This is a genomic window from Alphaproteobacteria bacterium 33-17 (assembly GCA_001897445.1).
GTDB lineage: Bacteria > Pseudomonadota > Alphaproteobacteria > Rickettsiales > 33-17 > 33-17.
This window is the reverse complement of record MKSX01000016.1, coordinates 79364-102703: the sequence shown is the minus strand read 5'-3', so window position 1 is coordinate 102703 and position 23340 is coordinate 79364. Positions and strand designations below refer to the sequence as shown.

The following is a 23340-nucleotide window of genomic DNA, read 5'->3' as shown; positions in this document are numbered from 1 at the left end:
TTCTAAAACTCCCCCCACCCCACCCATTTATAATCTCATAAACTTACTGCCCTGATCTTACAATTATACTGGTCAATCACTTGTCTTAATTGACTCGATGCCTCCTTTGGATCTATAGCATCTGTAATCGCACCAATCACTGCAACACCATTTATACCTGTTTGCATTATTTGATCTATGTTATATTGCTTAATTCCTCCTATAGCCATAACAGGATGCCTGGAGTTTTCTACAAAACCTCTTAACCCTTCAATACCCCAAAGTCTTCTACAATCAGTTTTAGTTCTGCTTGGAAGTACTGCGCTTGCAGCAACGTAGTCTACCCATGACATTTTATTAGCTATTTCAAGTTCATACTCTGTTTCAATTGAAAGACCTATAATTTTATCTTTACCTAAAATTTTTCGAGCAGACTCTGGATCCATATCTCTTTGTCCAATATGGACACCATCTGCATCAATTTCTTTAGCAATATCAACATGGTTATTAAGCATGAAAGCCACTTTAAATGGTAATAAAACTTTTTTAAATAGCTTAGCTCTATGTCTATATTCTTCTTTACTTAAATGTTTATCTCTTAGCTGCACCATAGTCACACCACCTTTTACAGCCTTAACTACCATTTTACTATATTCTTCAAAACTTTCCTGCTTCATATTTGTGACTAAACAAAGCTTCATAGCATATTCAAGACTTTTCATATCTGTACCTGTTTAAAATTAATATACTAAGAAGAAACAAAATACTAACTGGTGCAATTATGCTGATGAAAAATTCATATAATAATATAGTTCCAGACAGTAACAAAGTTGAAGCACACTTTCCTGTGGTATAACTAACTGATATTGATTTATATCTTGAAATACTTTGTGATAAATCTTGTGCATATGCATGAAAAGGAGCGATATATAATGCAGCCATTAGCATAAAAATTGTTTTAACTACCAATACTATAATTAAACTTTTAATGCTTAGCATCATAGTAAGCGGATATATTAATATTACAGTAAAAATAACTGCAATTCTCATTTGTTTTTTAAAGCCAATCTTATCAGATATATAACCGAAAATACTTAAACAAATCATGTATATAATTAAAGATAAGGCATTAATTAGCATAATATGTGACTGACTTATACCACTGTGCAAAGGTAAAATAACGCTCAGTATTTTCGAAGGCAAACCATATAAAATACCAAAATACATACTTGCTAAACAGATATCATATATAAAAATTAGTTTTGAATTACTATTTGGCTTAGCTTTATATTCAGGGGTTTCCTTTATATCTTTACGCATAAATACTGTCAATATCGCTAAGATAAAACTTAAATAATAAGCATACCTAAAATATTCAGCTCCAAATTTACTAATTAAATATGCTACAAAGCTTGCTACAACTATACCAAGTACGGTAAAGGAACAATAAATCCCACTAATAAAACCCTTGTTATTTTTCGTATGTTCCAGGCAATAAATAGCACCACCATTATACTCCCCACCTAAGAAGAAGCTTTGTAATAGCCTTGATAAGACAAATGCTATAGTTGCAACTATTCCAATATCATTATATGTAGGAAGCATACTTACTATAAAAGTAACCAAAGATGTTCCAAGCATCGAGTAATACATTGCTGGCTTTCTGCCATACTTATCACCAACATACCCAAATATTTTGGCACCGCACACCTGAAAAAGTGCGGCTATAAACTCTATGAAAAAATAAATAAAATAGGCTTTACTTTTAGTTATGTAAGGAAAAAACACCTTTACTAAAATGGGTGCCATAAATCCATAAAGTGCTACGTCGTAGTACTCTATAGCAGCCCCAAGCATTGCTGGTAAATAATTTTTTTTAAATTTTAAAAGCATCTGATTTCCCCATTAAATTGGGAATACAGAGCATAAAAATGATATAATAAAGTATTGGCATTTTATTACGCTCCCTCCGCAGGCATTATCCAGTGCAGGTTAAAAAGGGTATTTCTCAGCCTTAGCAAATGCATCAGGCACCCCTGGTAAATTGAATTGCTGGTAAATTATTATATGTATTTTTATTTGTCAATTACGATAATAAGAAATTTTAGCTTATTATATCATCCTTTTGATTAGTATAGAAAAATAAAAAAAGTTGAAAAAAGTTAAGCACACCCCATTCCCAAGATAAAAAATATTCATATTATAGCCCCTCGTACCTAGTAACGAGGATGATTATGAATCTTAAAAACTTATTTTCTTATTTTAGTAAATCTGCGTCTATAAGATCTACTTACAACAAAAACCAAACTATATTAAATAGCGCAGGCAAAGCCACCTGGATGAAGCGCGAATATACTGAATTTGCAAAGGAAGCTTATTGCAAAAACGTAGTAGCACATAGGTCTATTAGTTTGATAGCAAAAGCAGCTAGCAGCATTACATGGCAGGCTGAAAATAGACTTACAAATGAAAATTATGACTCTCACCCGATTATCACTTTGATAAACAAACCCAATAGTCTAACTTCTGGCATAGAGTTTTTTGAAAGTTTAATAAGTTATATTTTAATAGCGGGTAATAGCTTTTGCGTAATTACTAAAAACTCACAAAGTAAACCAATCGAACTTCACTTACTCAGACCGGACAGAGTAAGTATTATTACAGATGAAAAAGCATACCCTGTCGCATATAGACATAAGATTGGTAGCCTTCAGGAAGATTACATGATCGATAACGTTACAGGTAAAAGCGATATTATCCACTTTAAAAATTTTCATCCCCTTGATGATCTGTATGGGCTTTCACCAGTAGAAGCTGCTGCTTACAGCATTGATCAGCATAATATGGCGGCAAGCTGGAATCAGTCATTACTACAAAACGGAGCAAGACCTAGCGGTGCACTAATTTACAAAGCTGAATCTGGAAACTATCCATATTTAATAGAGCAGCAATATGAAAGACTAAGAGAGCAAATTGAAGAGAATTTCTCCGGTCATAAAAATGCTGGTAGACCGCTAATTTTAGAAGGCGGATTAGAATGGAAAGAAATGAGCCTCTCAAATAAAGAAATGGAGTTTTTAGAAGCTAAAAATAGTGCAGCACGTGAAATTGCTTTAGCTTTTGGTGTGCCGCCTCAATTACTTGGTATTCCAGGTGATAATACTTATAGCAATTTACAAGAAGCAAGACTTGCACTTTGGGAAGAAACTATTTTCCCACTGCTTGATAATATAACCAATCAGTTAAATAGCTTTCTTGCACCTTACTATAATGACAATATTAGAATTATTTATAATAAAGATAATATTAGTGCGTTGTCAGCTAGAAGAGAAAGTTTATGGCAAAGAATTGAAAGCTGTAGTTTTTTAACTAAGAACGAGAAGAGAGAAATCTTTGGCTATAGCCCTTTAAATGGGGATAATTACAACTAAGTCTATATGCTGTTATATGTAATAAAAAAAGGCCAGAATATAAAATTCCAGCCTTTATAGATAAAAGAAACTTAAAGCTTCTAATAAACTTATTTTACGAGTTTACCGTCTTTAACTTCGATTTCTTTACCATCAGCTAAAACGTGTTTCCCGTCTGGAGCTGGTTTTTTAGAACCGTCTTTTTCAACTACGTTAACAGCATCACCCATGATTTCTACTGTTGTGCCGTCTTGTAATTGTGCGTGCATAGCTTCTTCAGCAGATGCAACTTGAGCTGTAGCAATAGCAGCAACGAATGCGCTAGCAAGTAAAACTTTTTTCATTTGTTGTACCCAATTTGTTATGTGTTTATGTATGCATGATGCCCATGCATCATTGCTAGTTATATTAGCAACATACATGCAAATTTCAACAACAAGACAATAACAAATTATGCAATTTTTTTTAATAGTGGCATAAAGATCGCAATTTTCAACTTACAAACAATATAACTTAAGATGAATAAAGACATTATTAATAAAAACCCAATGTTTTCAGGTTATGCAAGCGTTTTTAATGTTGTTGACCAACATAATGATATTGTTGCTCCAGGTGCGTTTAAAAAAACTTTGGCAAATAATAAGCCAGAAAATATTAAATTACTTTGGCAGCATAACCATGACTATCCTATTGGTAAAATTATAAAAATTACTGAAGACAAAAAAGGTCTCAAAATTGAGGCAGAATTAATTCTTGCAGTAAAAAAAGCCAGTGAAGCTTTTGCACTAATAAGTAACAAGGCAATCTGCGGACTTAGCATAGGATTTAATGTTGTAAAAGCCGTTAAGAATCGCAAAACAAAAACCCGAATAATCACCGAAATAGACTTACTTGAAATTAGTTTGGTAACTTTCCCTGCTAATAAAGAATCACAAGTAATGACTATAAAATCTATTTAACTAATCATAATAGGCAAAAAAATATGAATAATTCAGAATTACAAAATCAATACGAACAAACTTTAAACGCTTGGGAAAACTTTAAAGAAATAAATGACCGCAAAGAATATGAAATTAAGGCATTTGGAGCAGCAGATTCTGTAACAGAAAGCTCTTTAAATAATCTTCACAACGTTATGGAAGGCTTAAATGACAAAATTGAAAACCTTCAGGCTTCTATTTCTCGCCCTACAAGAGAAGTAAAAAACTATACATCATCTGATGATCACAAATCTGCATTTACAGAATATTTACGTAAAGGCACAGATAATAATCTCGCAAAATATGAGCAAAAAGCTTTATCAGTTGGCTCTGAATCTGATGGCGGATATTTTGTAACTCGTGATATGCAGCACAAAATTGCAGATAATATCGCAAACTCAGTTTCAATGAGAAGACTTGCAACTATTCAAAAAATTTCAAGTGATGCTATCGAGATTTTAGAAGATTACCAAAAAATGGATACAGGCTGGACATCTGAAACTAATATAGTTACCGATACTACTACACCAAAAATCAGCAAAAAAATTATTCCAGTACATGAAATGTATGCTCAGCCAAAAGCTACCCAAAAACTTATTGATGATGCAAGCATTGATATTGAAAGCTGGCTTGAAGATAAAATTGCTATGTCTTTTGCTGAAATGGAAGAAAATGCATTTATTAAAGGCGATGGAATGGGCAAACCAAAAGGTATTTTATCTTATCAAAACGGTAAAGAATGGGGCAAAATCGAGCAAATTCAAAGCGGTATTCAGGGTGGACTTAATGATAAATCGCTTATGAAGCTTGTGTATAGCTTAGGTGAAAATTACGCATCACGCGCAAGCTTTATTATGAATAGACAAACTACTCATTTAATCCGCACCTTAAAAAGCGAATCAGGACAGTACTTATGGTCACCTAGCCTTCAGTTTGGCGCTCCGGACACATTACTTGGCATTCCTGTAATTCATAGTGAAGCAATGCCACTTCCTACTAAAGATGCTCTTGCAATTGCACTTGGTGATTTCAAATCGGCATACATGATTGTTGACCGTGCAAACGTAAAAGTAATGCGCGACCCATTTACAGAAAAACCATTTGTAAAATTCTATACAACAAAACGCGTAGGTGGCGATGTAGTTAACTTTAGCGCTATTAAGTTGTTAAGCTTAGTTTAAATAGTTTTGGGATTATAAGATAGATTACCGTGGGATGCTTTTGCATCCCTCGCAATGACCTTGTGTCTACACCTGTCATTCCGAGAGGTATAAAATACCTCGTGGGAATCCATAATATAAACTAATGCCACTTAGTTGTTTGCCGCTTTTATAGTTTTGGATTGCCACAAAATGCTTTGCATTTTTCGCAATGACTAAATCTATTGAGTCATCACCATAAAAATAATGAATCCATTTAGTTGATTTATAAATATATGAAGAATTATCAAAAACTATTCATAATTAAAAAGATTATCAATCCCCTCAATCATACCCTTAATATCATCTGTTGGGTTGTTAGCTCGCTTTTTTTTCATGCACTCTTTATGGCAATAAAGTTGCGCCATTGCATTAGAAGGTGGCTGGACATACTTTATATAATTGACTTCACGGGTTTTTCCAATTCTATTACCTTGATCATCATAAATATCTTGAGATGGTTGATACACCCTAACCTCATCCATAATTGTAGGAACTTCTTTTTCTACCTCGTCCCAGCACCAGTCAGCATCTTTTTGATATTCAGCATACCTTCTATGAAGATAAGTTTTTCTCTCCTCAAAGCATTTTTTAAACTCATCAGAATTGATAGAAACTTTAGTACCGAGCTTCTCCCTGCAATGCTGCACAGACAGTGTCTTAGACACACTACAGTTAGTTAACAACATAATAACAAATAGAAATGGAAATATTTTCATATGAAAGAAAAATTAGAAGATTTAAATCTACTTATACAAAAACAGATTATCTATGTCATTAATCATATCATTAATGTCATCTGTTGGGTTGTTAGCCCGCTTTTTTTTCATGCACTCTTTATGGCAATATTTACGCGCTCTTGCATTTTCTGGTGGCTGTACATAATCAACTCTATCTATTTTTTCAGTACGACCGATTTTATTACCTTTATCATCGTAAATATCTTGAGAAGGTATATAGGTTCTTATTGTATCAACTTTATAAGGAACTTCTTTTTCCACCTCATCCCAACACCAGTCAGAATCTTTTTGATATTCAGCATATCTCTTAAGAAGATGTTCTTGCCTACTTTTAAAGCATTCTTTGAACTCATCAGAATTGATAGAGACTTTAGTACCAAGCTTCTCCCTGCAATGCTCAACAGACAGTGTCTTAGACACACTACAGTTAGTTAACAACACAATAATAAATAGAAATGGAAATATTTTCATATGAAAGAAAAATTAGAAGATTTAGAATTATTAAAAATCAAATTAAAAGAGACAGATGACGAAGTCAATAAAATATATAACACTTTAGTCAGAAAATTTGAAGCAATTCAAGAATGCTGCGTAGCTGCTGAAAAACAATCTGAAAAAACCGCTGCAGTAATTTCTAAAAATTGGACGGATATTATAAGGTATCAAATAAATGAAGAATTATTAGAAGCAGCAAATGATACTACTAAAAAATCACGCGAAATATTTGAGAAAAACTTCACTCAAATTTTAAAAGGTGACACTCAAAACTTCAAAACCGAAATGATTAAGGAACTGGAAAGTTTTAAAAATGGTGCTTTAAACAAAGTTATTAAAACTTTTTTTATAGGTGATTATGCAAAATCAGGACAGATAGGAGGTATAGCCGGTAGGTATATGCCTAATTTTATAAAAGATGCAAATGCAACACTTAATGATCCCAAAAAACTTGAAGCCCTACAAACAGATTTGCTCAGCAAAATTAAATATGATCTCTTTCATTTTCCAGCAAGTAATAAAAAAGCTATTGGTGGCAGTGTATCATCCAATACTCCATATTTAGTCGGTGAGAATGGCCCCGAGCTTTTCGTTCCTGACACATACGGATCGGTCGTCCCTAATAACAGGCTGGGTGGAAACACTAAAAACATCAACGTTACCTTAAATATTAGTGCCAATGACTATAGCGGCTTTCAGCATAATAAACAGCAAATTGTTGGCGAGCTAACAAAGACACTTAAAAAACACAGCCGCAAATTTTAACGATAGGATTATAATCATGCATTACAAAAAGCAAATTGATGTAAATACTTATATTTTTATTTCAGAATTCGGATCACAAAGAGGTCTTGATTTTGAACATAATAATGAAAGATTTAGCGCAAATATCACTTTCGGATCTGCAATTAATATTGAGCGTGATCTTGGCAAAAAGTTTAACCGTCTCATATCACTTGATAATCAAAGTCTTGATGAAGAAAGTATTGAGAGCATTTTATATCACGCACTAAATAGTGACTCTAAAGATTATTCACTTTTGAAAATCAGATATTTAACTGCCGAAATGGGCATTAAAACCGCATCACTCATTGCTACATGTTTAATCACCATTTTCCTATACCCAAACAGCATTAATAAACTTACGGATATCTGCCATGAAAGATGAATTTATAGAATGGGAAAAGCTTATTAAAACGGCTTTTCTTATCGGTATAAAACCAAACGAACTCTGGAAACTAACCCCATGGGAGTTAAACAGTATTTTAGCTACCGAAAATCCGGCGATTGCCAAACAAGACCTTGAAAAATTAAAACAACAATTTCCTGACCAAAAGGTTTAATATGAATATTACAATATATAATAACATTAATTCAGAGAATCTGGAAAAATTAGACATTATCAAATTTGATGCTATTAAGTCATATCTTAAAATAGATGACGATAGCGATAATGACCTTATCAATGAAATTTGCGATGCTGCAATAGAGTATGCTGAGCATTTTTTAAATATTAAAATAAACCCAGTTAAATTTACCCTAACGTACTCTAAAGTATTTCAGGAAAATATTATTTTGCCTCATGCAAAAATATTATCGCTTGAAAGCGTTTTTATAGATTCATATGGCGAATATAAGCTACTCGATCAAAAATATTACAAACTTATTGGCAGGACTGTAAGTTTTAAGTTTCCTGTATATTCTGATCACCTTGAAATTTCGTATACTACCGGTTTTAAGTCTGCAAAAGATATTCCAAATATGATTAAGCAAGGAATTTTAGCTCACATAAAAGGCATCTATTATCACGAACAAAATCATCTTGATAAAGTGCATAATTATTACACCCCATTTATAGAATATAGGTTGTAGTATGGTCAAAAATTATAAGCTATCCGACCTTAATCAAAAAGCATACGTCCATAAAGCAGAAGTTAGAAAAGGCTTATTCGGATCCAGCGAAACTGTTTACACAAAATCTTATAATATCTGGGTTAAACTCGAGCCTATTATAGCAGAACAAACAGTTCCATACTCACCTGCTTCGGGGGTGGTTCAGGTAAATGCAACTTATAAAGTTGTTACAAACTCCAGCAAAAATATAACAAAAGGCGACATTATCAGCATTAAATACCAAAAGCTAAAAATATTCAAAATTTATACGCTTAATGACCCTTTTAAAATGTTTATAACCGAGGAAATAGAATGAATATAACATCTTCAATATTAATTGCTGAGAAAATGCTAATCGAGATGTTAGAAAAACATTCAGTGATTGGTAAAATGATAAGCGGCGTTTATGTATATTTACCGGAAAATGTTAAGCTTCCTTACATACATATCCATAAAATCAGTACCAAAGATTATAGCACAAAAACCTTTCAAAGCACCGAGATTAAAATCAACCTGCACTGCCATAGCAATGAAAAAGGCAATACCCAGCTAAGTATAATTCAGGATGAAATTACTAGAATGTTTGCTAACAAGCGTTTTGATTATGAAGGGAATATCTTTTTATCTTCCTTAACAACTTCTGAAATCGCACCTTCTAAAAAGGGCAGCAACTATACATTAAACTTAGATATTAACTTAAAACACATGGAGAATTAATATGTCAATTCAACCAGGCTCACTAATGCTTCTTAAAGTACTTAATGGTGACTCATTTGACACCATAGGCGGTCTAAAAACTACTCGCATGGTACTTAACAACCAAACTATCGATATTACCAATAAACTTTCAGGAAACTGGAGAGAGCTATTAAGCGGCGCGGTAAGATCCATCTCTATAACAGGTGGCGGAATCTTTACTGATTCTAGCAGTGAACTTACAATACGTAACCTTAGCTTTAGCGGTGCAAAAGAAAAATTCCAAATGTGCTTTGGCAGTGGCGAGATATTTGAAGGGTATTTCATCATATCATCGTATGAACGCACCGGAAATTACGATGATGAAGAAACATATACTATCACCTTAGAAAGCGCATCAAATGTAGAGATCAAAAACCATGCATAGTTTCAGCGAAGAATTATTCCCGCTTGATATTGCTTATGGCTCAGAAGTGATGCTTGAATATTCAACACATGTATCTACCAGTAAATCAGGTCATGAAGTTAGAAACGTTAACTGGAAGCATGGGCGCTTAAAATATAATATTTCATATGGCATAAAAACTATTTCGCAGCTTAAAACTTTAATGGAATTCTTCCGAGATAAAAAAGGTAAGGCTGTTGGCTTTAGGTTTCGTGATTTTTCAGATTTTAAAGCTGAAAATGAAAGACTTCAAAAGATTGCACCAAATACATTCCAGCTGATGAAAGGTGAAAGAATTATACAAAAGCCAGTTATCGACAGTGTCGAGCTATTTTATAGTGGCGAAATAATAGAAGGACTCATTGACCATACATCAGGAATTGTAACAACTAGAGATGATTTTGAAGAAATCACCGCAAGCTTTGAATTTGACGTAGCAGTGCGGTTTGACACCGATACACTAAGCGTTACTAACCTAACTGATGAAGCTTTTGACATTGATAATATTTATTTAATCGAGATAAAATTATGAATACAAACTATTGCTATTTGCTAGAAATAGAGGCGCATAAACAGTTTTATTACACAACATATGATCAGGATATATTAGTTGCTGATATTGTGTATAAAAGCCAGTCTGGTCTTTCGATAGGTACAGTTCACAACCAAATTGATACATATGCAACGGCTTCAATAAATGGATCAATTAATGACGAATGTATAAATGAAGAAGATATTTTATACGGCAGCTTTGATAATGCTAAAATATCAATAAAGCTTTGCGATTATTCACATAAAACCATTATTAAAAATATTTTTACAGGGATTATACCCTCTATTTCATACGATAATAATATTTTTAAAGCTGATATAAACGGTATAGGCTGTCAGCTTGATAAAAAAATTATGGACACTTATACGCCCTTTTGCAGAACAAATTTTGGCAGTAAAGAGTGCGGTGTTGATATTAATAAATATAGCTATAATGCAAATATTGTTAAAATCATAGATTCATCAAATTTTGTAGTCCATTTGGATTCTTATAAACCATCAGGTTTTTTTAACTTTGGAACACTAAAACATCAAGATAAAATTTGGGAAATCAAAAGCTTCCATAACAATATTGTTACTACTAATTTACCAATCCCCAACCTTAATATAGATGATAGCATTATACTTTTTGAGGGATGCTCTAAACGCTTTGAATGCTGCGTGAGCAAATTTAATAATGCCCTCAATTTCAGGGGAGAGCCGCACATTCCAGGTATTCAGGAAATCCTGCAGAAAACAAGGTAATACTTATGCGAAAAAAACTAACATGCTCTGCAAGACAATACCTAAACGTGCCATTCAGACATCAGGGGCGTAATAGCCATATAGGGCTAGACTGCATAGGACTGATAATGCTGGCAGCTAAAGAAATAGGCATTAATTTAATTGACGAAAAAGATTACCCAAGGATCCCACAAGGTGATTATTTTTTAAATAAAATTACTTCGCAGCTTCCTGAAAAGTTAACAAAAGATATTACAGAAGGTGATATGATTTTGTTTAATATAAACGGCGCACCATCTCATGTTGGGCTTATTACAATTCATGATAATGAACCTTATATTATTCACAGCTATGCACCACTTAAAAAGGTAGTAGAGCATCGCCTTACCGATGACTGGATTCAAAAAATACATTCAATTTATAACATTATAAACTAGAGAAATAAATATGGCTTCTATTGTACTTGCCTCTGCGGCAACGGCTTACCTTTCAAGCTATGGAGCTGTTGCGGTAACCGCAGGAACTATTGCTGCAACAATGGCAGGCGGCGCAATTGACGACCGCATGTTTGGTCTTAATAAAATAAAACAAAAAACTATAGGTCATAAACTTTCGGATCTTTATGTTCAAAGCTCTGCTTATGCAAGTATCATTCCTGAAATATTCGGTACAGTCAAAATTGCTGGCAATATTATCTGGGCAATGCCACTTAAAGAATGCGAAGAACACCGCGTACATTCCAGCAGAGTTGGCAAAGGTGGCGGGAAAAAAGTATCAAATCATGAAACAGTTTTTGTATATTACGCAACGATAGCTATAGCACTTTGTAAAGGCGAAATTAATGAAATCACCAAGATTTGGGCTGATTGTAACCAACTTGACCCAAAATCCATTAATTACCGCGTATATAGCGGAACAGATACGCAGCTTCCCGACCCTGTAATCGAGGCGTATGAAGGTATTGGCAAAGCTCCTGCTTACCGCGGTCTTTCATATGTTGTAATTGAAAACTTCCCGCTATTTGAATATGGCAATCGTATACCAAATTTTAGTTTTGAAGTTGTTAAAAAACCTAAAATCAAATTATCAAGCCACAAAACTTTAGAAGAAAAAATTGAAGCGATAACTATCATACCAGGATCTGGCGAATGCGTTTATGACACAGAGCCGCAGTTTAAAGTATTTGGCAAATATCATAATGGTAAGTTTCTGCAAAAAGGTAAGCAGCTCCCTATCAATACTAATAACCGTGAATTTGTTACCGATGCATCATTGTCGCTTAAGCAGCTAAATCAGGCTCTTCCTAATTTAAAATGGGTTTCTATTGCCGTATGCTGGTTTGGTAACTCGCTTAATATTCAGGATCTTTTGCTTAAGCCTGGTGTGGAATATAAAGATGCAGAAACCTTGCCATCAAAATGGAACAGCGGCAAATATGATAGAAACCTTGCACATCTTATTTCTAAAGACAAAGACGGATTTATAAGATTTGGCGGCACGCCTTCGGATAGCTCACTACACCGCTTTATAGATAAATGCAGGGAAATGGGCTACAAGATAATGTTATATCCAATGATCATGCTAGATTTAGAAGGCAAACCATGGCGCGGTCATATTACAGGCAGCTATAAAGACGTTAATAATTTTTTTGATAAAGAACATGGTTACAATGACTTCATCATGCATTATGCTAAAACTTTTGGCGATAAAGTTGACTGCCTAGCAATAGGGTCGGAACTAAAAAATATTACCAGCATTCAGGAAAACAACCATTATATTGCGGTTGATAACTTAATTTCTCTTGCTAAAAATGCTAAATCATTTTGCAAAACTTTAACTTACGCTGCCGACTGGTCGGAGTATCATCATGATAATATCGGTAATTATAACTTAGATGCTTTATGGGCAAGTGAGTATATCGATGTTGTTGGAATTGATGCTTATTTTCCGCTTACAAATGATGAAAATCAAGATGTAAAAAAAGGCTGGGAAAGTGGTGAGTGTTATGATGAATACGAAGCTCCTTACGCACTTAAGAACATTAGGTATTGGTGGGAAAATTACCATTACAATAATGGTCAAAAAACAGCATGGCAGCCAAAGATGAAAAAAATATGGTTCACCGAATATGGTTTTCCATCAGTTGATAAAGCTGCAAATCAGCCGAATGTATTTTATGATCCAGAGTCATCTGACGGCGGCTTTCCAAAAGGATCAAACGGCAGCATAGATTTTGAGGCGCAGTATAATGCAATTAATCAAAGCCTTGATAAGTTTACTGAATTTGAGTTTTTAGAGAATAGCTTTCTTTGGTGCTGGGATACACGCCCCTACCCTTACTGGCCACAGCTTAAGCACTTATGGCGCGATCATAATCTATGGAAAACTGGTCACTGGATTAACGGCAAAATCGGCAGAGCTTCTTTAAGTAATATTGTAAGCGAACTTATGCTAAAGGCAGGATTTTTACCAAATGAATTTGACGCAAGTCAGCTTCATGGAGAAATTGACGGGCTTATTATAAATGAAGACGCAAGCATTATAGATGTTTTACAAACATTAAGCCTTGCCTATTTTTTCTGTATTATTAACGATAATATTATTAGATTTATACCATTTAATGATGCAAAAACTTATGAGATAAATTCAAACGATTTATTGGTAAATGACAAAAACCAGTACATTGAAATTGAAAAAGCATCAGTTAATAATTTAGATACGGAAGTTAATGTGGTATACATTAGCCGTAACTTTGATTATCAGCAAATGATTAGCTCAAAAAGAAGGTCAGAGCTAAATAACTACAGCAAAACTATCGCAATGCCACTTGTTTTAAGCGATAACATGGCGGAAAAAATAGCAGAATACAGCCTTTACAATGATTACATTAAGCAAATATCCTTTAGTTTTAGCCTTACTAATAACTTTGATATTAACATTGGTGATATTATTAAGCTGGACAATCATATTATAAAAGTTACAGATATAACTTATAACATTGATTATACAACATATATTAAAGGTCATAGCACTTATTCAGTTGCTAATATTAATCACGAGACAATCGGGACTAATATTAAAACATCTGGGCAGATTTTATCTAAAAATTATATTAGTCATATATTTGAGCTACCAAACTATTTTGCTAAAGATAAATCTAAACTAAACCTTTACTTCGCTTGCTGTTCAGAAACAAATTCCTTTGCAGGTGTTGGTGTATTTGATAGTGGCAATTTCAAAGAATATGGCTTTAGTAACTTAGAAGCATGTATAGGCAATATCACAAAGAGTTTACATAAAAACAGCCCTTATTTTGAGGATAAAATTACTAATATTCATGTATCAATTATAAGCGGCGATATTTATCAAACAGATAGCTACCAATTTGCACTTATCGGCGATGAAGTAATAGCTTTTAAGAACGTTCAAACATTAGAAACTAATGAATATATTTTAAGCGATATTATCCGTGTATTTGCTCAGGATCATAGCTTTTTAGAGCCTCATGAAATTGGTGATAGATTTATTTTACTAGATGAAAGTATCTTATCGGTAGATGCAGATATAAATCTGATAAACAAAGAAATAAATATTATTGTAAGCCCTATTGGTGAAGATATATCAACAGGAGATAAAATAAGCTATCAAATTAGCGGGCAAAATTTAAAACCTTTATCACCTATTGTAATAGGAAACCAAATTATTAGTGGCGGACTACTACCTTATGAAATTAAGGACTTTTTTAGCAGTGATACATCATCACAATTTTTACTTATAACAGATGCGTCAGAAATCGTGATCAGTGATGCAAAAATTCCGCAAAACATACAAATTAACAAAATCGCCGAGCTGGATAAACTTTCTGGCAAAGGCTACGAACTTAATATCAGGTAATTATATGATAAAATACTTAACGCCTACTCAGGCAAATAAAGAATATACAATTAATTTTAACTTTGCTCTAATGCAGTTTTTAATTCACCCTGTAATAGATCAAATAGTGGAAGATCTGGGTGAAAAATTAGAGAATGAAAAAGCATATTTAATTATAAATCAAAATTCCCCCCACCATAATCACTTAGTATTTATTAATGGCAACGTTACCTACATTCCACCAAAGCCATTCATGAAAGCATATTTTGAAAATCAGGAATTACAGTTTATGGATACCGAGTGGATGTACATAAATAATAAAAATGATGAACGGAGTAGAGTAAGACCTACCAAAGTGAAGAATGACATAGAAAGTTTAATATAGAATAGGTATACAGATGATAAGTTTAATTGCAGCCCTGACTGGCTTCATAAGCTCATTATTTCCCTATTTCCTACAGATTATCAAAGATATTAGCGATAAAAAACATGAGCTTGCGATTTTAGAAAAGCAAATAAAAATACAAAAAATGGGAATGAGTGAGCGCTTAGAAGCAGCGGAGCTTTTTGCCGAAACTGCACAGTTCCGTGAACTTTATACAACGTATAAAACGAATATAAAATTTGTGGATACTTTAAATGGGCTTGTCCGCCCTATTATGGCATTCGCTTTTTTCTTTTTATACGTATCTATCAAATATTTACAGTTTTCAATTATTGATGATAGCGCACCCCTTTTTATGATTACCGAAATTTTATGGTCGCAGGAAGATCAGGCAATTTTTGCAGGTATTATAAGCTTTTACTTTGGTCAGCGGTCTCTTGCTAAATTTAGGAAATAAAATGAAAGCTATCGATATTATTAAACAATTTGAGGGGCTTAGACTTAAGCCCTATTTATGCCCTGCAGGGCTTTTAACCATAGGCTATGGACATGTTATTAAATCAAATGAGCATTTCACTGAAATTTCAGAAGTTTACGCAAATCAGCTACTAGAAATTGACATTAATTTAGCTATAAATAAGGTGAAAAAGCTTATATATCAGCCACTTAATGATAATCAACTAGCCTCTATTACATCTTTTACGTTTAATTTAGGGGCTGGAGCGCTACAAAGATCAACTTTAAGGCAGAAAATTAACAGAGGCGAGCATGAACTTGTTGAAACCGAGCTTATGAAATGGGTATACTCTAAAGGTCGGAAACTACCAGGACTTGTAAAAAGAAGGCAAATAGAGGGGGTTATTTATAATATATAGTTAGTATATAAATAACTAGAGCAGCTCCTGATAAAAATGCTGCTTAACATTCTATAGATCTTATTTCAAATCATGATAATCATAACTTACAAATTACACAGAAAACAGAAATCTCAGATTATTAATGGATTTAAGTTACCAATAAAAACTACATGGTAAACTTATTATCCATAGGGAATCCTGTAGGGGCGATACGTCCGCTTCCTGCACGGTTACCCTGCCATGGTAATAAATCCTTTTCATGATAATTACGTGACTTAAACTTCCATGAAAGACCATCGGCTAAATTAAAGTTGATAATATCCGATATTGTTCCATCTTTATATTTTTGTAAGCTAACGCCCTGGCCTTTTTTCATAGCAGGAATTTGCTCTATAGGGAAAACCAACATTTTGCGGTTCTGACCTATGACTGCAATACTATCATGAGTAATATTAATAATTTTAATTAGGTTATTCGCACCTGTATCAAATACCTGTTTACCAGTTTTTGTTTGGGCAACGAGCGATTCCTCTGGAACTATAAAACCTTTAGCATTATCAGCAACTAGTAATAATTTAGCCATTGGATCAAGTGCCTGCGCATACATAATTTGGTTATCAGCTTCTAAATCAATATAAACCCTGATTGGCTCACCAAAACCTTTACCTTTTGGAACGCGGTCAGCAAGAATTGTAAAGAATCTACCTTTATTAGATGCCATAATAATTTTATCAGTAGTATAGGCATTAAAATGGAATAGAAGATCGTCGCCATCTTTGAATTTAAACTCGCTTGAATCTGCATCAAAGCCTTTAACCGACCTTATCCAGCCCATTTTACTGATAATAACCGTTAGTGGTTCTTTTTCAATAAATGCATTAATATCGATTTCAGTATGGGAAATTTCGCCATAAATAATATCTGTACGGCGTTTGCCTATTGCAGAACTTTCGCCAAATTTAGTTTTAAGCTCAGTAATTTCTTTTTTGATAACTTTAAGTAATTCTTTTTCGCTACCTAAAATCTTTTCTAAAATCGCCTTATCTTTTGATAAACTATCTTGCTCTTTTTTGATTTCAACTTCTTCAAGTTTACGAAGGGATCTTAATCTCATGTTTAAAATGGCTTCGCACTGAATATCAGATAGGTGCCATTTTTTCATCATTATAGCTTTTGGCTCATCTTCTTCTCTGATAATTCTAATGACTTCATCTATATTTAAATAAGCTATCATTAACGCATCAAGTATATGAAGCCTGTTATTTATTTTATCAAGGCGAAATTGCGAACGCTTTGTAACTACTTCAACTCGGTGTAATAAGAATGATCCAACCAATCCTTTAACGCCCATAAGTCCTGGAACTAAATTAGCATCGAGTACGTTCATATTATAGTTAAAGCGTACCTCAAGATCAGTTGACTTAAACAGTGATTCCATAATGGTTTCTGCTTCTACAGAGCGATTTTTTGGCTCTATAACAATCCTTATATCTTCGGCTGATTCATCACGTATGTTGTTGATAAGTACTAATTTTTTATCTCTTAGTAAGTCGGCTAGTTTTTCAATCAGCTTTGATTTTTGAACCTGATAAGGAATTTCAGTAATTACAATTTGATAAAGACCATGAGCTAATGTTTGTTTATGCCACCTTGCTCTAACTCTTAGCGATCCTCTACCTGTTTCATAAATGCTGCGGATATTTTCTGCTGTATCAATAACAATACCGCCAGTAGGAAAATCCGGACCTTTAATATACGATGCTATTTCACTATCTGATATTTTAGGATTTTCAATAAGGGCTAAAATAGCGTTACAAATTTCTTCTAAATTATGCGGAGGCACACTAGTTGCCATACCAACTGCAATTCCTTCACTTCCATTTGCAAGTAAATTTGGGAAATTTGCAGGCATTACAACAGGCTCATCTTCTGATGAGTCATATGTTGGTCTAAATTCTACAGTATTTTCTGATATATCCTGCATAAGGTGCATTGCAATATCTGTAAGGCGTGACTCAGTATAACGCATTGCCGCCGCATTATCACCGTCAATTGATCCAAAGTTGCCCTGACCTTCAATAAGTGGATATCGTAAGCTAAAAGACTGGGCAAGTCTTACTAAAGCATCATAAACAGACTGATCACCGTGTGGGTGAAATTTACCGATTACGTCACCTACTACGCGGGCGCATTTTTTATAGCCTGATTTAGGGTCAAGCTTTAACTCCAGCATGGCGTACAAAAGCCTTCTATGAACTGGCTTAAGACCATCGCGTACATCAGGAAGAGAACGTGACATAATGGTAGAAAGCGCATAAGATAAATAACGTTCACCTAATACATCATTAAAATCTTGTGTAATTATTTTATTTTTTTCCAAGTCTGAAAAGCCCTTTTATGTTTTAATCCAACATAGAAGATAGCCTTTATTACACATAAAAATCAATAAAATTATAAAAAAGAGTATATGCAAAAATATAATTTTGTATTTAAATGATATTTTTGCATATATCGGTTAGGCTATTTAAGCTATTTTACGATCTTTTAATTCAATATTTAATCTATTACTATCTTCCCTAGACCTGTAATCAGAATCAAGATACTTTATTAAATCGCTTAATAATTGATTTCTCTGAGGATGATACTGCCTTATATATTCAGTTATACTCATAGAAATATTATCAAGTATTAGCATGTCATTACCATCAAAACACCAATTAAAAGGCTTCTGACTGAATTCAGGATTACTTTTTAAGCATCTTAGTAAGTTTTCCGAATTATCTTCAATAATATATTTCTCAATCTGGATTTGAGTACTAAAATCTAAACATTTATTATATTGAATACCAATACTGTTTTTAATTTCAACAATGATTGAATTAAAATTATATGCAGATGTAAAACCATAAGTTTTGAGAATTCTTTTATCTATATGTTTGTCTACTTTACTTGCAGTTTTATAAAAACTATCAATATGCTCTATGAGAGATTCATAATATTTTGCGCTCATGCTCGACTCTAAAATATCTAATATATAATTTTTAGTCATGCTAGCTGAAATTTCATGAAATTTGCTCATATCAATTTTATGACTTACTAAATATTTAAACATTTCACTACATGGTATTTGTAGCTCTGAACGCTTTAAACAATTACCAAAGTTATATTGCATAATTTGCTTATCCGCTAAGTATTCATCTAACTTAGGATTTAACTTAGTATCAGCAAGTGACTTATTGAAATGGAAACGCGGTATATGCGTCGCATCCAATGTATAGAAGAAATCTTTTCTATCAACTTCAGTATCAAGATACAACATCAATGATATTATCTCTGTTAATTCATTACTTACATCAGTATTTTGAAGTTTAACTGAATATCGTGTTTTATCTTGCAAATAGTAATCCATTGGCGATACAGCTTTTTGGTCAAGTTTTTTTAGCGTATAAACCAGATGTTCTTTATCATCAGTATTTGTAACTAAAGTTACATGCGTTTTATTTCTGTTTTTAGAAACTATATAGTCCACGAATATGTATCTTGGATTTCTACAGTTTAAAATATAAATGTTTGGAATATCTTTATCATCCTCACATATTTTAATTTGCCCATCAGCTACAGTATGGCTAATGACTGTTTTTAAATTAATAGTTTTTTTCGTTTCAAGATCCTTAAATGTTATGAAATCTTGTTTATTCTTATTGCTATTACGAGACATAATACGCCTCCCGTTTTGCAGTTAGTTAATAACAGACTGTAAATTACACAGCCCCTACATACAATTATAAATTAATTTTATAGAAAAGGTAAACAAATATACTCTTTATTTATATTTTTTTAATAAAAACAGCGGGGTTTTAATAATATTTTACATAGAATGATAATAATGCTTTGCTTTTTTAAAAAAATTTCTAATATGAATTTTGTTTTTAAATTTCAAATGATTAAGGCTATGCAAAACGAAAATCAAACAGAAGATCAGTTAATTAAAGAACTTCAAAGTGATGTAAAACAAGAAAAACTTCATACAATGATTATCAAAAACACACCAAAAGCCCTTGGTATATTTGCATTAATTCTAATATTAGTCGCAGCAAAACTATATTGGGATAGCAAAAAAAATCAGGAGTATCAGGCAGATAATGATAAATTAATGCATGCTATCGAACTTTACCAAGAAAATAAAATTACCGAAGCTAACAATATACTAGATGAACTTGCTCAAAATAATAATTCCACAGGCGATATTGCAAGCTTTGTTAAAAATCACCGATTAGAGCAATTTACAGAACAAGATATTGAAAAGCTAAAAAAATCACAGAATCAGCTAATTAAAGAGCTTGTTGAAATTAATTTAAATGAAGTTCCTGGTAATTATAAAATACTGCATTTACTTGCAAAAGAAAAAGAAATTATACACGACATTAACATGAAAAAATATGATGATGCTCTTAAAAAAATAGAAGATAACTTTACAAATGTTACAGTTCTTCCTTCTATAGAACAGCGCATTGATTCCTATAAAAAATTAATTCAAGTCAGAAAAAAGAAGTAATTAAATGAAAAAGCTACTATTATTACCATTGTGTTTATCTTTAGCATCCTGCGAAACTTTTGCAGAATTAGACTGGTTTGGCGCTCATTCAAAGAAAATTGAGGGTAATAGAATAAGCGCTTTTTCCGATGAGAACTTGATAAATAATGAATTAATCTTAGCAAATATTCCTACTTTAGATCTTGGCAATATTACTTCACTAAAACTTGCTACAAGTGCTAAACACATATATTTTAACAATCATTATGCCTATTATTTAAATGGCAAAAATTTTGTCAAATTAGATGTAAAAAACGGCGAAAGTAAGCAAATTTTCCGAATTCCTAATAATACAAAAGTTGACCGAATAATTTATGCTGATGACGAAGAAATAATAATAAGCGATAGCATTAATATTATTGCCTTTAACCTATATAATCACACTTCTAAAGTTATATATACTGAAGTACCTGTAAAATCAGATATTGTTAAAATCGATCATAATACAAAGTGCTTTCAAGATATTTCATTAAACCTGAAGTGCTTTAACAATGACGGAATTTTTACATTGTTATTTGAAGACATTGCGTCCGATATTGTAGCTAAAAGCCAGAGTACCATTTCTCATATGAATAATATGGCATTTTTCAGCTCAAAAGACGGAGTTGTAAGAGCAATTGACGTTAAAACCAGAAATTTATTATGGGAATATAACTCAGCTCATAAATTTGACAGCTTAGGTCAAAGCTTTTACAACCTATCCTTTGGACCTCAAACATTTGGTTCTACATTAGTCTTTGCAAATTATGCTACAGGTATTTTTGGTATTGACCTTACAACCGGTGTAGAAAAATTCAGAAACCCTGCACGTGAGCTGATTAGCGCTGCATCTGTAGCAGGTTACTTAATAGCAAATGGCTCAAGCGGTAATATACTTATTATAGATCAGGCTACTGGAAAAAGCTTTAAAACTCAGCTAAATATGCCTAAGTCAGAAAAATTAAGGTTTACCTACGTACATAACGGCAAGGCTTTATTATTTACATCTAAAGGCAAGATTATCACTATAAATTTGACTACTACTCCTTCTTATGATAAAAGCAATGTGATTGTAGATTTAAAGCAGGAAGTCCTGGATGTAAAGGTACTTGATAATAAAATCATACTGCGTACAAAAAACAAATTACTGATAATTAATAAAAAATAATGTCTAAGATGAAAGTTGCCCTTATAGGGCGTCCTAACGTTGGTAAATCAACGTTATTCAATAGGTTATGCGGCAAAAAATTAGCTATTGTTGAAGATACTCCGGGTGTAACCCGTGACTGGAAACAAGGCAATGGTAACATTGGCCCTATGGAATTTGTAGTATTTGATACTGCAGGTCTTGATGATAGTGAGAAAAACTCGCTTGCCGCTCGTATGACAAAAATGTCGGAATATGCCATAGACCAAGCTGACGTATGCCTGTTTATGGTTGATGCTGCAAGCGGAGTTTTAGCAGAAGATGAGCATTTTACTCGCTGGTTACATAGAAAAAACAAACCTGTAATACTTGTTATAAACAAAGCCGAAAATAAAAAAGCCAGAGAAAACATACCTGATTTCTATAGATTAGGCTTTAATGAAATGGTTGTAATTTCAGGTGCGCACGGTGAAGGCATGATTGACCTTTACGAAGCGCTGGATCCTTACCATCAGAAAGCTGAGCAACGTGAAGAACAAGTTGAAAAAGAAGAAGTCATTAAAATAGCTATTGTTGGAAGACCTAATGCAGGGAAATCTACTTATATTAACAGCTTAACAAATTCAGACAGATTACTTACAGGACCAGAACCAGGAATTACCCGTGATTCAATCAGTATTGACTGGGAATATAAGGGTAATAAGATTAAACTTTACGATACAGCAGGTGTTCGCAAGAAGGCAGTTATTAGCCTTGATCTTGAGAAAATGGCTGTAAGTGACAGTATGAGGGCAATTGACTTTGCTCATGCTGTAGTTCTGCTTATGGACGTTGAGAATGCGCTTGAATCACAAGATATTGAAATTGCTGAGAAAGTTATCCGTGAAGGAAGGTGTTTAGTATTAGCTTTCAATAAATGTGATGATAAAAAAGCACAAGAGAAAGTTAAAAGAGCGATGCGAGATAAGCTGAATTATAATGCAAGATTTCTTGAGTTTGCCCCTATGGCGTTTTTATCGGCACAAAACCGCATTAGTATTTTTTCACCAATTGAAGAAGCTTTAAAAGTTTATAAAGAGTGGAATCAGGAACTTAACAAACGCACCCTCAATGAATGGCTTGAATTTGTAACGCAAGAGCATCCGCTTCCTCTTGCAAAAAGTGGACGCAGGGTAAAAATTAAGTATATTAGGCAAATTAACACAAGGCCCCCTATATTTTTACTATTCACAAACCATCCCGAAGATATTAAGGAAGACTATCAAAGATATATGGTTAAATCTTTAAGAGAATGCTTTAACCTACCGCATACACCTATCAGGTTTATGTTTAGAAAAACAGACAATCCTTACGCAAGTGATAAGTAATATAAAGCTGCAACCATTGTAGCTTT

General features: G+C 33.2%; 27 protein-coding genes and 1 other annotated feature. Of the genes, 20 read left to right on the top strand and 7 right to left on the bottom strand.

Annotated elements, in window-relative coordinates; genetic code table 11:
- Positions 1-35: 35 nt before the first annotated feature.
- Together BGO27_01415 and BGO27_01410 are read right to left on the bottom strand one after the other, a co-directional pair.
- Entirely contained in the window at positions 36-701 is a 666-nt protein-coding gene (locus BGO27_01415; GenBank protein ID OJV14129.1) for a thiamine-phosphate diphosphorylase, read from the bottom strand.
- Positions 688-1872, bottom strand: a complete 1185-nt coding sequence (locus BGO27_01410; GenBank protein OJV14128.1) for a hypothetical protein — start codon at positions 1870-1872, stop codon at positions 688-690. Before BGO27_01410 ends, BGO27_01415 begins: the two co-directional genes overlap by 14 nt.
- Before the next feature lie 53 nt (positions 1873-1925).
- Positions 1926-2027: a binding site (TPP riboswitch), on the bottom strand.
- Between the two features lie 186 nt (positions 2028-2213).
- Here BGO27_01410 and BGO27_01405 point away from each other — a divergent pair.
- Positions 2214-3410: a phage portal protein gene (locus BGO27_01405; protein ID OJV14127.1), complete on the top strand. Its 1197-nt coding sequence runs from the start codon at positions 2214-2216 to the stop codon at positions 3408-3410.
- Positions 3411-3499: 89 nt separating this feature from the next.
- Here BGO27_01405 and BGO27_01400 read toward each other — a convergent pair whose 3' ends face one another.
- Positions 3500-3733: a hypothetical protein gene (locus BGO27_01400; GenBank protein ID OJV14126.1), complete on the bottom strand. Its 234-nt coding sequence runs from the start codon at positions 3731-3733 to the stop codon at positions 3500-3502.
- Positions 3734-3907: 174 nt separating this feature from the next.
- Here BGO27_01400 and BGO27_01395 point away from each other — a divergent pair, with 174 nt between their 5' ends.
- Together BGO27_01395 and BGO27_01390 are read left to right on the top strand one after the other, a co-directional pair.
- A complete protein-coding gene (locus tag BGO27_01395; protein OJV14125.1) occupies positions 3908-4348 on the top strand; it encodes a hypothetical protein in 441 nt (146 codons plus the stop codon).
- A 23-nt stretch (positions 4349-4371) separates the two neighbouring features.
- Positions 4372-5550, top strand: a complete 1179-nt coding sequence (locus tag BGO27_01390) for a hypothetical protein (GenBank protein OJV14124.1) — start codon at positions 4372-4374, stop codon at positions 5548-5550.
- Positions 5551-5822: 272 nt separating this feature from the next.
- Here BGO27_01390 and BGO27_01385 read toward each other — a convergent pair whose 3' ends face one another.
- Positions 5823-6218, bottom strand: a complete 396-nt coding sequence (locus tag BGO27_01385) for a hypothetical protein (protein ID OJV14123.1) — start codon at positions 6216-6218, stop codon at positions 5823-5825.
- 96 nt (positions 6219-6314) lie between these two features.
- Positions 6315-6728 (bottom strand): hypothetical protein, encoded by a 414-nt coding sequence (locus BGO27_01380; GenBank protein OJV14122.1) that lies wholly within the window; start codon positions 6726-6728, stop codon positions 6315-6317.
- A gap of 51 nt (positions 6729-6779) precedes the next feature.
- Here BGO27_01380 and BGO27_01375 point away from each other — a divergent pair, with 51 nt between their 5' ends.
- The 14 genes from BGO27_01375 to BGO27_01310 are packed head-to-tail and all read left to right on the top strand — an operon-like array spanning position 6780 to position 16245.
- Positions 6780-7568: a hypothetical protein gene (locus BGO27_01375; protein OJV14121.1), complete on the top strand. Its 789-nt coding sequence runs from the start codon at positions 6780-6782 to the stop codon at positions 7566-7568.
- Between the two features lie 16 nt (positions 7569-7584).
- Entirely contained in the window at positions 7585-7971 is a 387-nt protein-coding gene (locus BGO27_01370) for a hypothetical protein (protein OJV14120.1), read from the top strand.
- Entirely contained in the window at positions 7961-8146 is a 186-nt protein-coding gene (locus BGO27_01365; protein OJV14119.1) for a hypothetical protein, read from the top strand. The genes BGO27_01370 and BGO27_01365 overlap by 11 nt, the downstream gene beginning before the upstream one ends.
- 1 nt (position 8147) lies before the next feature.
- Complete coding sequence (locus BGO27_01360) at positions 8148-8675, top strand: hypothetical protein (protein ID OJV14118.1); 528 nt, start codon at positions 8148-8150, stop codon at positions 8673-8675.
- Between the two features lies 1 nt (position 8676).
- Complete coding sequence (locus tag BGO27_01355; GenBank protein ID OJV14117.1) at positions 8677-9012, top strand: hypothetical protein; 336 nt, start codon at positions 8677-8679, stop codon at positions 9010-9012.
- Complete coding sequence (locus BGO27_01350; protein ID OJV14116.1) at positions 9009-9413, top strand: hypothetical protein; 405 nt, start codon at positions 9009-9011, stop codon at positions 9411-9413. Before BGO27_01355 ends, BGO27_01350 begins: the two co-directional genes overlap by 4 nt.
- Before the next feature lies 1 nt (position 9414).
- Positions 9415-9819 (top strand): hypothetical protein, encoded by a 405-nt coding sequence (locus BGO27_01345; protein OJV14115.1) that lies wholly within the window; start codon positions 9415-9417, stop codon positions 9817-9819.
- Positions 9812-10369 carry a hypothetical protein gene (locus BGO27_01340; protein ID OJV14114.1) on the top strand — a complete coding sequence of 186 codons (558 nt, stop codon included), beginning with the start codon at positions 9812-9814 and terminating at the stop codon, positions 10367-10369. Before BGO27_01345 ends, BGO27_01340 begins: the two co-directional genes overlap by 8 nt.
- Complete coding sequence (locus BGO27_01335) at positions 10366-11133, top strand: hypothetical protein (protein ID OJV14113.1); 768 nt, start codon at positions 10366-10368, stop codon at positions 11131-11133. Before BGO27_01340 ends, BGO27_01335 begins: the two co-directional genes overlap by 4 nt.
- Positions 11134-11138: 5 nt before the next feature.
- Positions 11139-11549 carry a hypothetical protein gene (locus BGO27_01330; GenBank protein OJV14112.1) on the top strand — a complete coding sequence of 137 codons (411 nt, stop codon included), beginning with the start codon at positions 11139-11141 and terminating at the stop codon, positions 11547-11549.
- A 10-nt stretch (positions 11550-11559) separates the two neighbouring features.
- Complete coding sequence (locus BGO27_01325; GenBank protein ID OJV14111.1) at positions 11560-15006, top strand: hypothetical protein; 3447 nt, start codon at positions 11560-11562, stop codon at positions 15004-15006.
- A gap of 4 nt (positions 15007-15010) precedes the next feature.
- Positions 15011-15370, top strand: a complete 360-nt coding sequence (locus BGO27_01320) for a hypothetical protein (GenBank protein ID OJV14110.1) — start codon at positions 15011-15013, stop codon at positions 15368-15370.
- A 13-nt stretch (positions 15371-15383) separates the two neighbouring features.
- Positions 15384-15827, top strand: coding sequence for a hypothetical protein (locus BGO27_01315; GenBank protein ID OJV14109.1), 444 nt, complete (start codon positions 15384-15386; stop codon positions 15825-15827).
- A 1-nt stretch (position 15828) separates the two neighbouring features.
- On the top strand, positions 15829-16245 hold the full coding sequence (locus BGO27_01310) for a hypothetical protein (GenBank protein OJV14108.1): 417 nt from the start codon (positions 15829-15831) through the stop codon (positions 16243-16245).
- A gap of 148 nt (positions 16246-16393) precedes the next feature.
- On the opposite strand, the gene BGO27_01305 is transcribed toward BGO27_01310, so the two are convergent.
- The gene (locus BGO27_01305) at positions 16394-18607 is read right to left on the bottom strand and encodes a DNA topoisomerase IV subunit A (GenBank protein ID OJV14107.1); all 2214 of its coding nucleotides are present in this window, start codon (positions 18605-18607) and stop codon (positions 16394-16396) included.
- 144 nt (positions 18608-18751) lie between these two features.
- A complete protein-coding gene (locus BGO27_01300) occupies positions 18752-19945 on the bottom strand; it encodes a hypothetical protein (protein ID OJV14106.1) in 1194 nt (397 codons plus the stop codon).
- A 159-nt stretch (positions 19946-20104) separates the two neighbouring features.
- Between BGO27_01300 and BGO27_01295 the strand changes: the two genes are divergently transcribed.
- Genes BGO27_01295 through BGO27_01285 form a run of 3 tightly spaced genes read left to right on the top strand, consistent with a single transcriptional unit; the run spans position 20105 to position 23314 of the window.
- Positions 20105-20782, top strand: coding sequence for a hypothetical protein (locus BGO27_01295; GenBank protein ID OJV14105.1), 678 nt, complete (start codon positions 20105-20107; stop codon positions 20780-20782).
- A gap of 4 nt (positions 20783-20786) precedes the next feature.
- A complete protein-coding gene (locus tag BGO27_01290) occupies positions 20787-21968 on the top strand; it encodes a hypothetical protein (protein OJV14104.1) in 1182 nt (393 codons plus the stop codon).
- Positions 21968-23314: a ribosome biogenesis GTPase Der gene (locus BGO27_01285; GenBank protein ID OJV14103.1), complete on the top strand. Its 1347-nt coding sequence runs from the start codon at positions 21968-21970 to the stop codon at positions 23312-23314. Before BGO27_01290 ends, BGO27_01285 begins: the two co-directional genes overlap by 1 nt.
- Positions 23315-23340 lie beyond the last annotated feature (26 nt).

Excerpts from the sequence above, each read along its gene's own strand:
- BGO27_01415 (OJV14129.1), bottom strand. The coding sequence starts at position 701 with ATGAAAAGTCTTGAATATGCTATGAAGCTTTGTTTAGTCACAAATATG.
- BGO27_01410 (OJV14128.1), bottom strand. The coding sequence starts at position 1,872 with ATGCTTTTAAAATTTAAAAAAAATTATTTACCAGCAATGCTTGGGGCT.
- BGO27_01405 (OJV14127.1), top strand. The coding sequence starts at position 2,214 with ATGAATCTTAAAAACTTATTTTCTTATTTTAGTAAATCTGCGTCTATA.
- BGO27_01400 (OJV14126.1), bottom strand. The coding sequence starts at position 3,733 with ATGAAAAAAGTTTTACTTGCTAGCGCATTCGTTGCTGCTATTGCTACA.
- BGO27_01395 (OJV14125.1), top strand. The coding sequence starts at position 3,908 with ATGAATAAAGACATTATTAATAAAAACCCAATGTTTTCAGGTTATGCA.
- BGO27_01390 (OJV14124.1), top strand. The coding sequence starts at position 4,372 with ATGAATAATTCAGAATTACAAAATCAATACGAACAAACTTTAAACGCT.
- BGO27_01375 (OJV14121.1), top strand. The coding sequence starts at position 6,780 with ATGAAAGAAAAATTAGAAGATTTAGAATTATTAAAAATCAAATTAAAA.
- BGO27_01370 (OJV14120.1), top strand. The coding sequence starts at position 7,585 with ATGCATTACAAAAAGCAAATTGATGTAAATACTTATATTTTTATTTCA.
- BGO27_01365 (OJV14119.1), top strand. The coding sequence starts at position 7,961 with ATGAAAGATGAATTTATAGAATGGGAAAAGCTTATTAAAACGGCTTTT.
- BGO27_01360 (OJV14118.1), top strand. The coding sequence starts at position 8,148 with ATGAATATTACAATATATAATAACATTAATTCAGAGAATCTGGAAAAA.
- BGO27_01355 (OJV14117.1), top strand. The coding sequence starts at position 8,677 with ATGGTCAAAAATTATAAGCTATCCGACCTTAATCAAAAAGCATACGTC.
- BGO27_01350 (OJV14116.1), top strand. The coding sequence starts at position 9,009 with ATGAATATAACATCTTCAATATTAATTGCTGAGAAAATGCTAATCGAG.
- BGO27_01345 (OJV14115.1), top strand. The coding sequence starts at position 9,415 with ATGTCAATTCAACCAGGCTCACTAATGCTTCTTAAAGTACTTAATGGT.
- BGO27_01340 (OJV14114.1), top strand. The coding sequence starts at position 9,812 with ATGCATAGTTTCAGCGAAGAATTATTCCCGCTTGATATTGCTTATGGC.
- BGO27_01335 (OJV14113.1), top strand. The coding sequence starts at position 10,366 with ATGAATACAAACTATTGCTATTTGCTAGAAATAGAGGCGCATAAACAG.
- BGO27_01330 (OJV14112.1), top strand. The coding sequence starts at position 11,139 with ATGCGAAAAAAACTAACATGCTCTGCAAGACAATACCTAAACGTGCCA.
- BGO27_01325 (OJV14111.1), top strand. The coding sequence starts at position 11,560 with ATGGCTTCTATTGTACTTGCCTCTGCGGCAACGGCTTACCTTTCAAGC.
- BGO27_01320 (OJV14110.1), top strand. The coding sequence starts at position 15,011 with ATGATAAAATACTTAACGCCTACTCAGGCAAATAAAGAATATACAATT.
- BGO27_01315 (OJV14109.1), top strand. The coding sequence starts at position 15,384 with ATGATAAGTTTAATTGCAGCCCTGACTGGCTTCATAAGCTCATTATTT.
- BGO27_01310 (OJV14108.1), top strand. The coding sequence starts at position 15,829 with ATGAAAGCTATCGATATTATTAAACAATTTGAGGGGCTTAGACTTAAG.
- BGO27_01300 (OJV14106.1), bottom strand. The coding sequence starts at position 19,945 with ATGTCTCGTAATAGCAATAAGAATAAACAAGATTTCATAACATTTAAG.
- BGO27_01295 (OJV14105.1), top strand. The coding sequence starts at position 20,105 with ATGATAATAATGCTTTGCTTTTTTAAAAAAATTTCTAATATGAATTTT.
- BGO27_01290 (OJV14104.1), top strand. The coding sequence starts at position 20,787 with ATGAAAAAGCTACTATTATTACCATTGTGTTTATCTTTAGCATCCTGC.
- BGO27_01285 (OJV14103.1), top strand. The coding sequence starts at position 21,968 with ATGTCTAAGATGAAAGTTGCCCTTATAGGGCGTCCTAACGTTGGTAAA.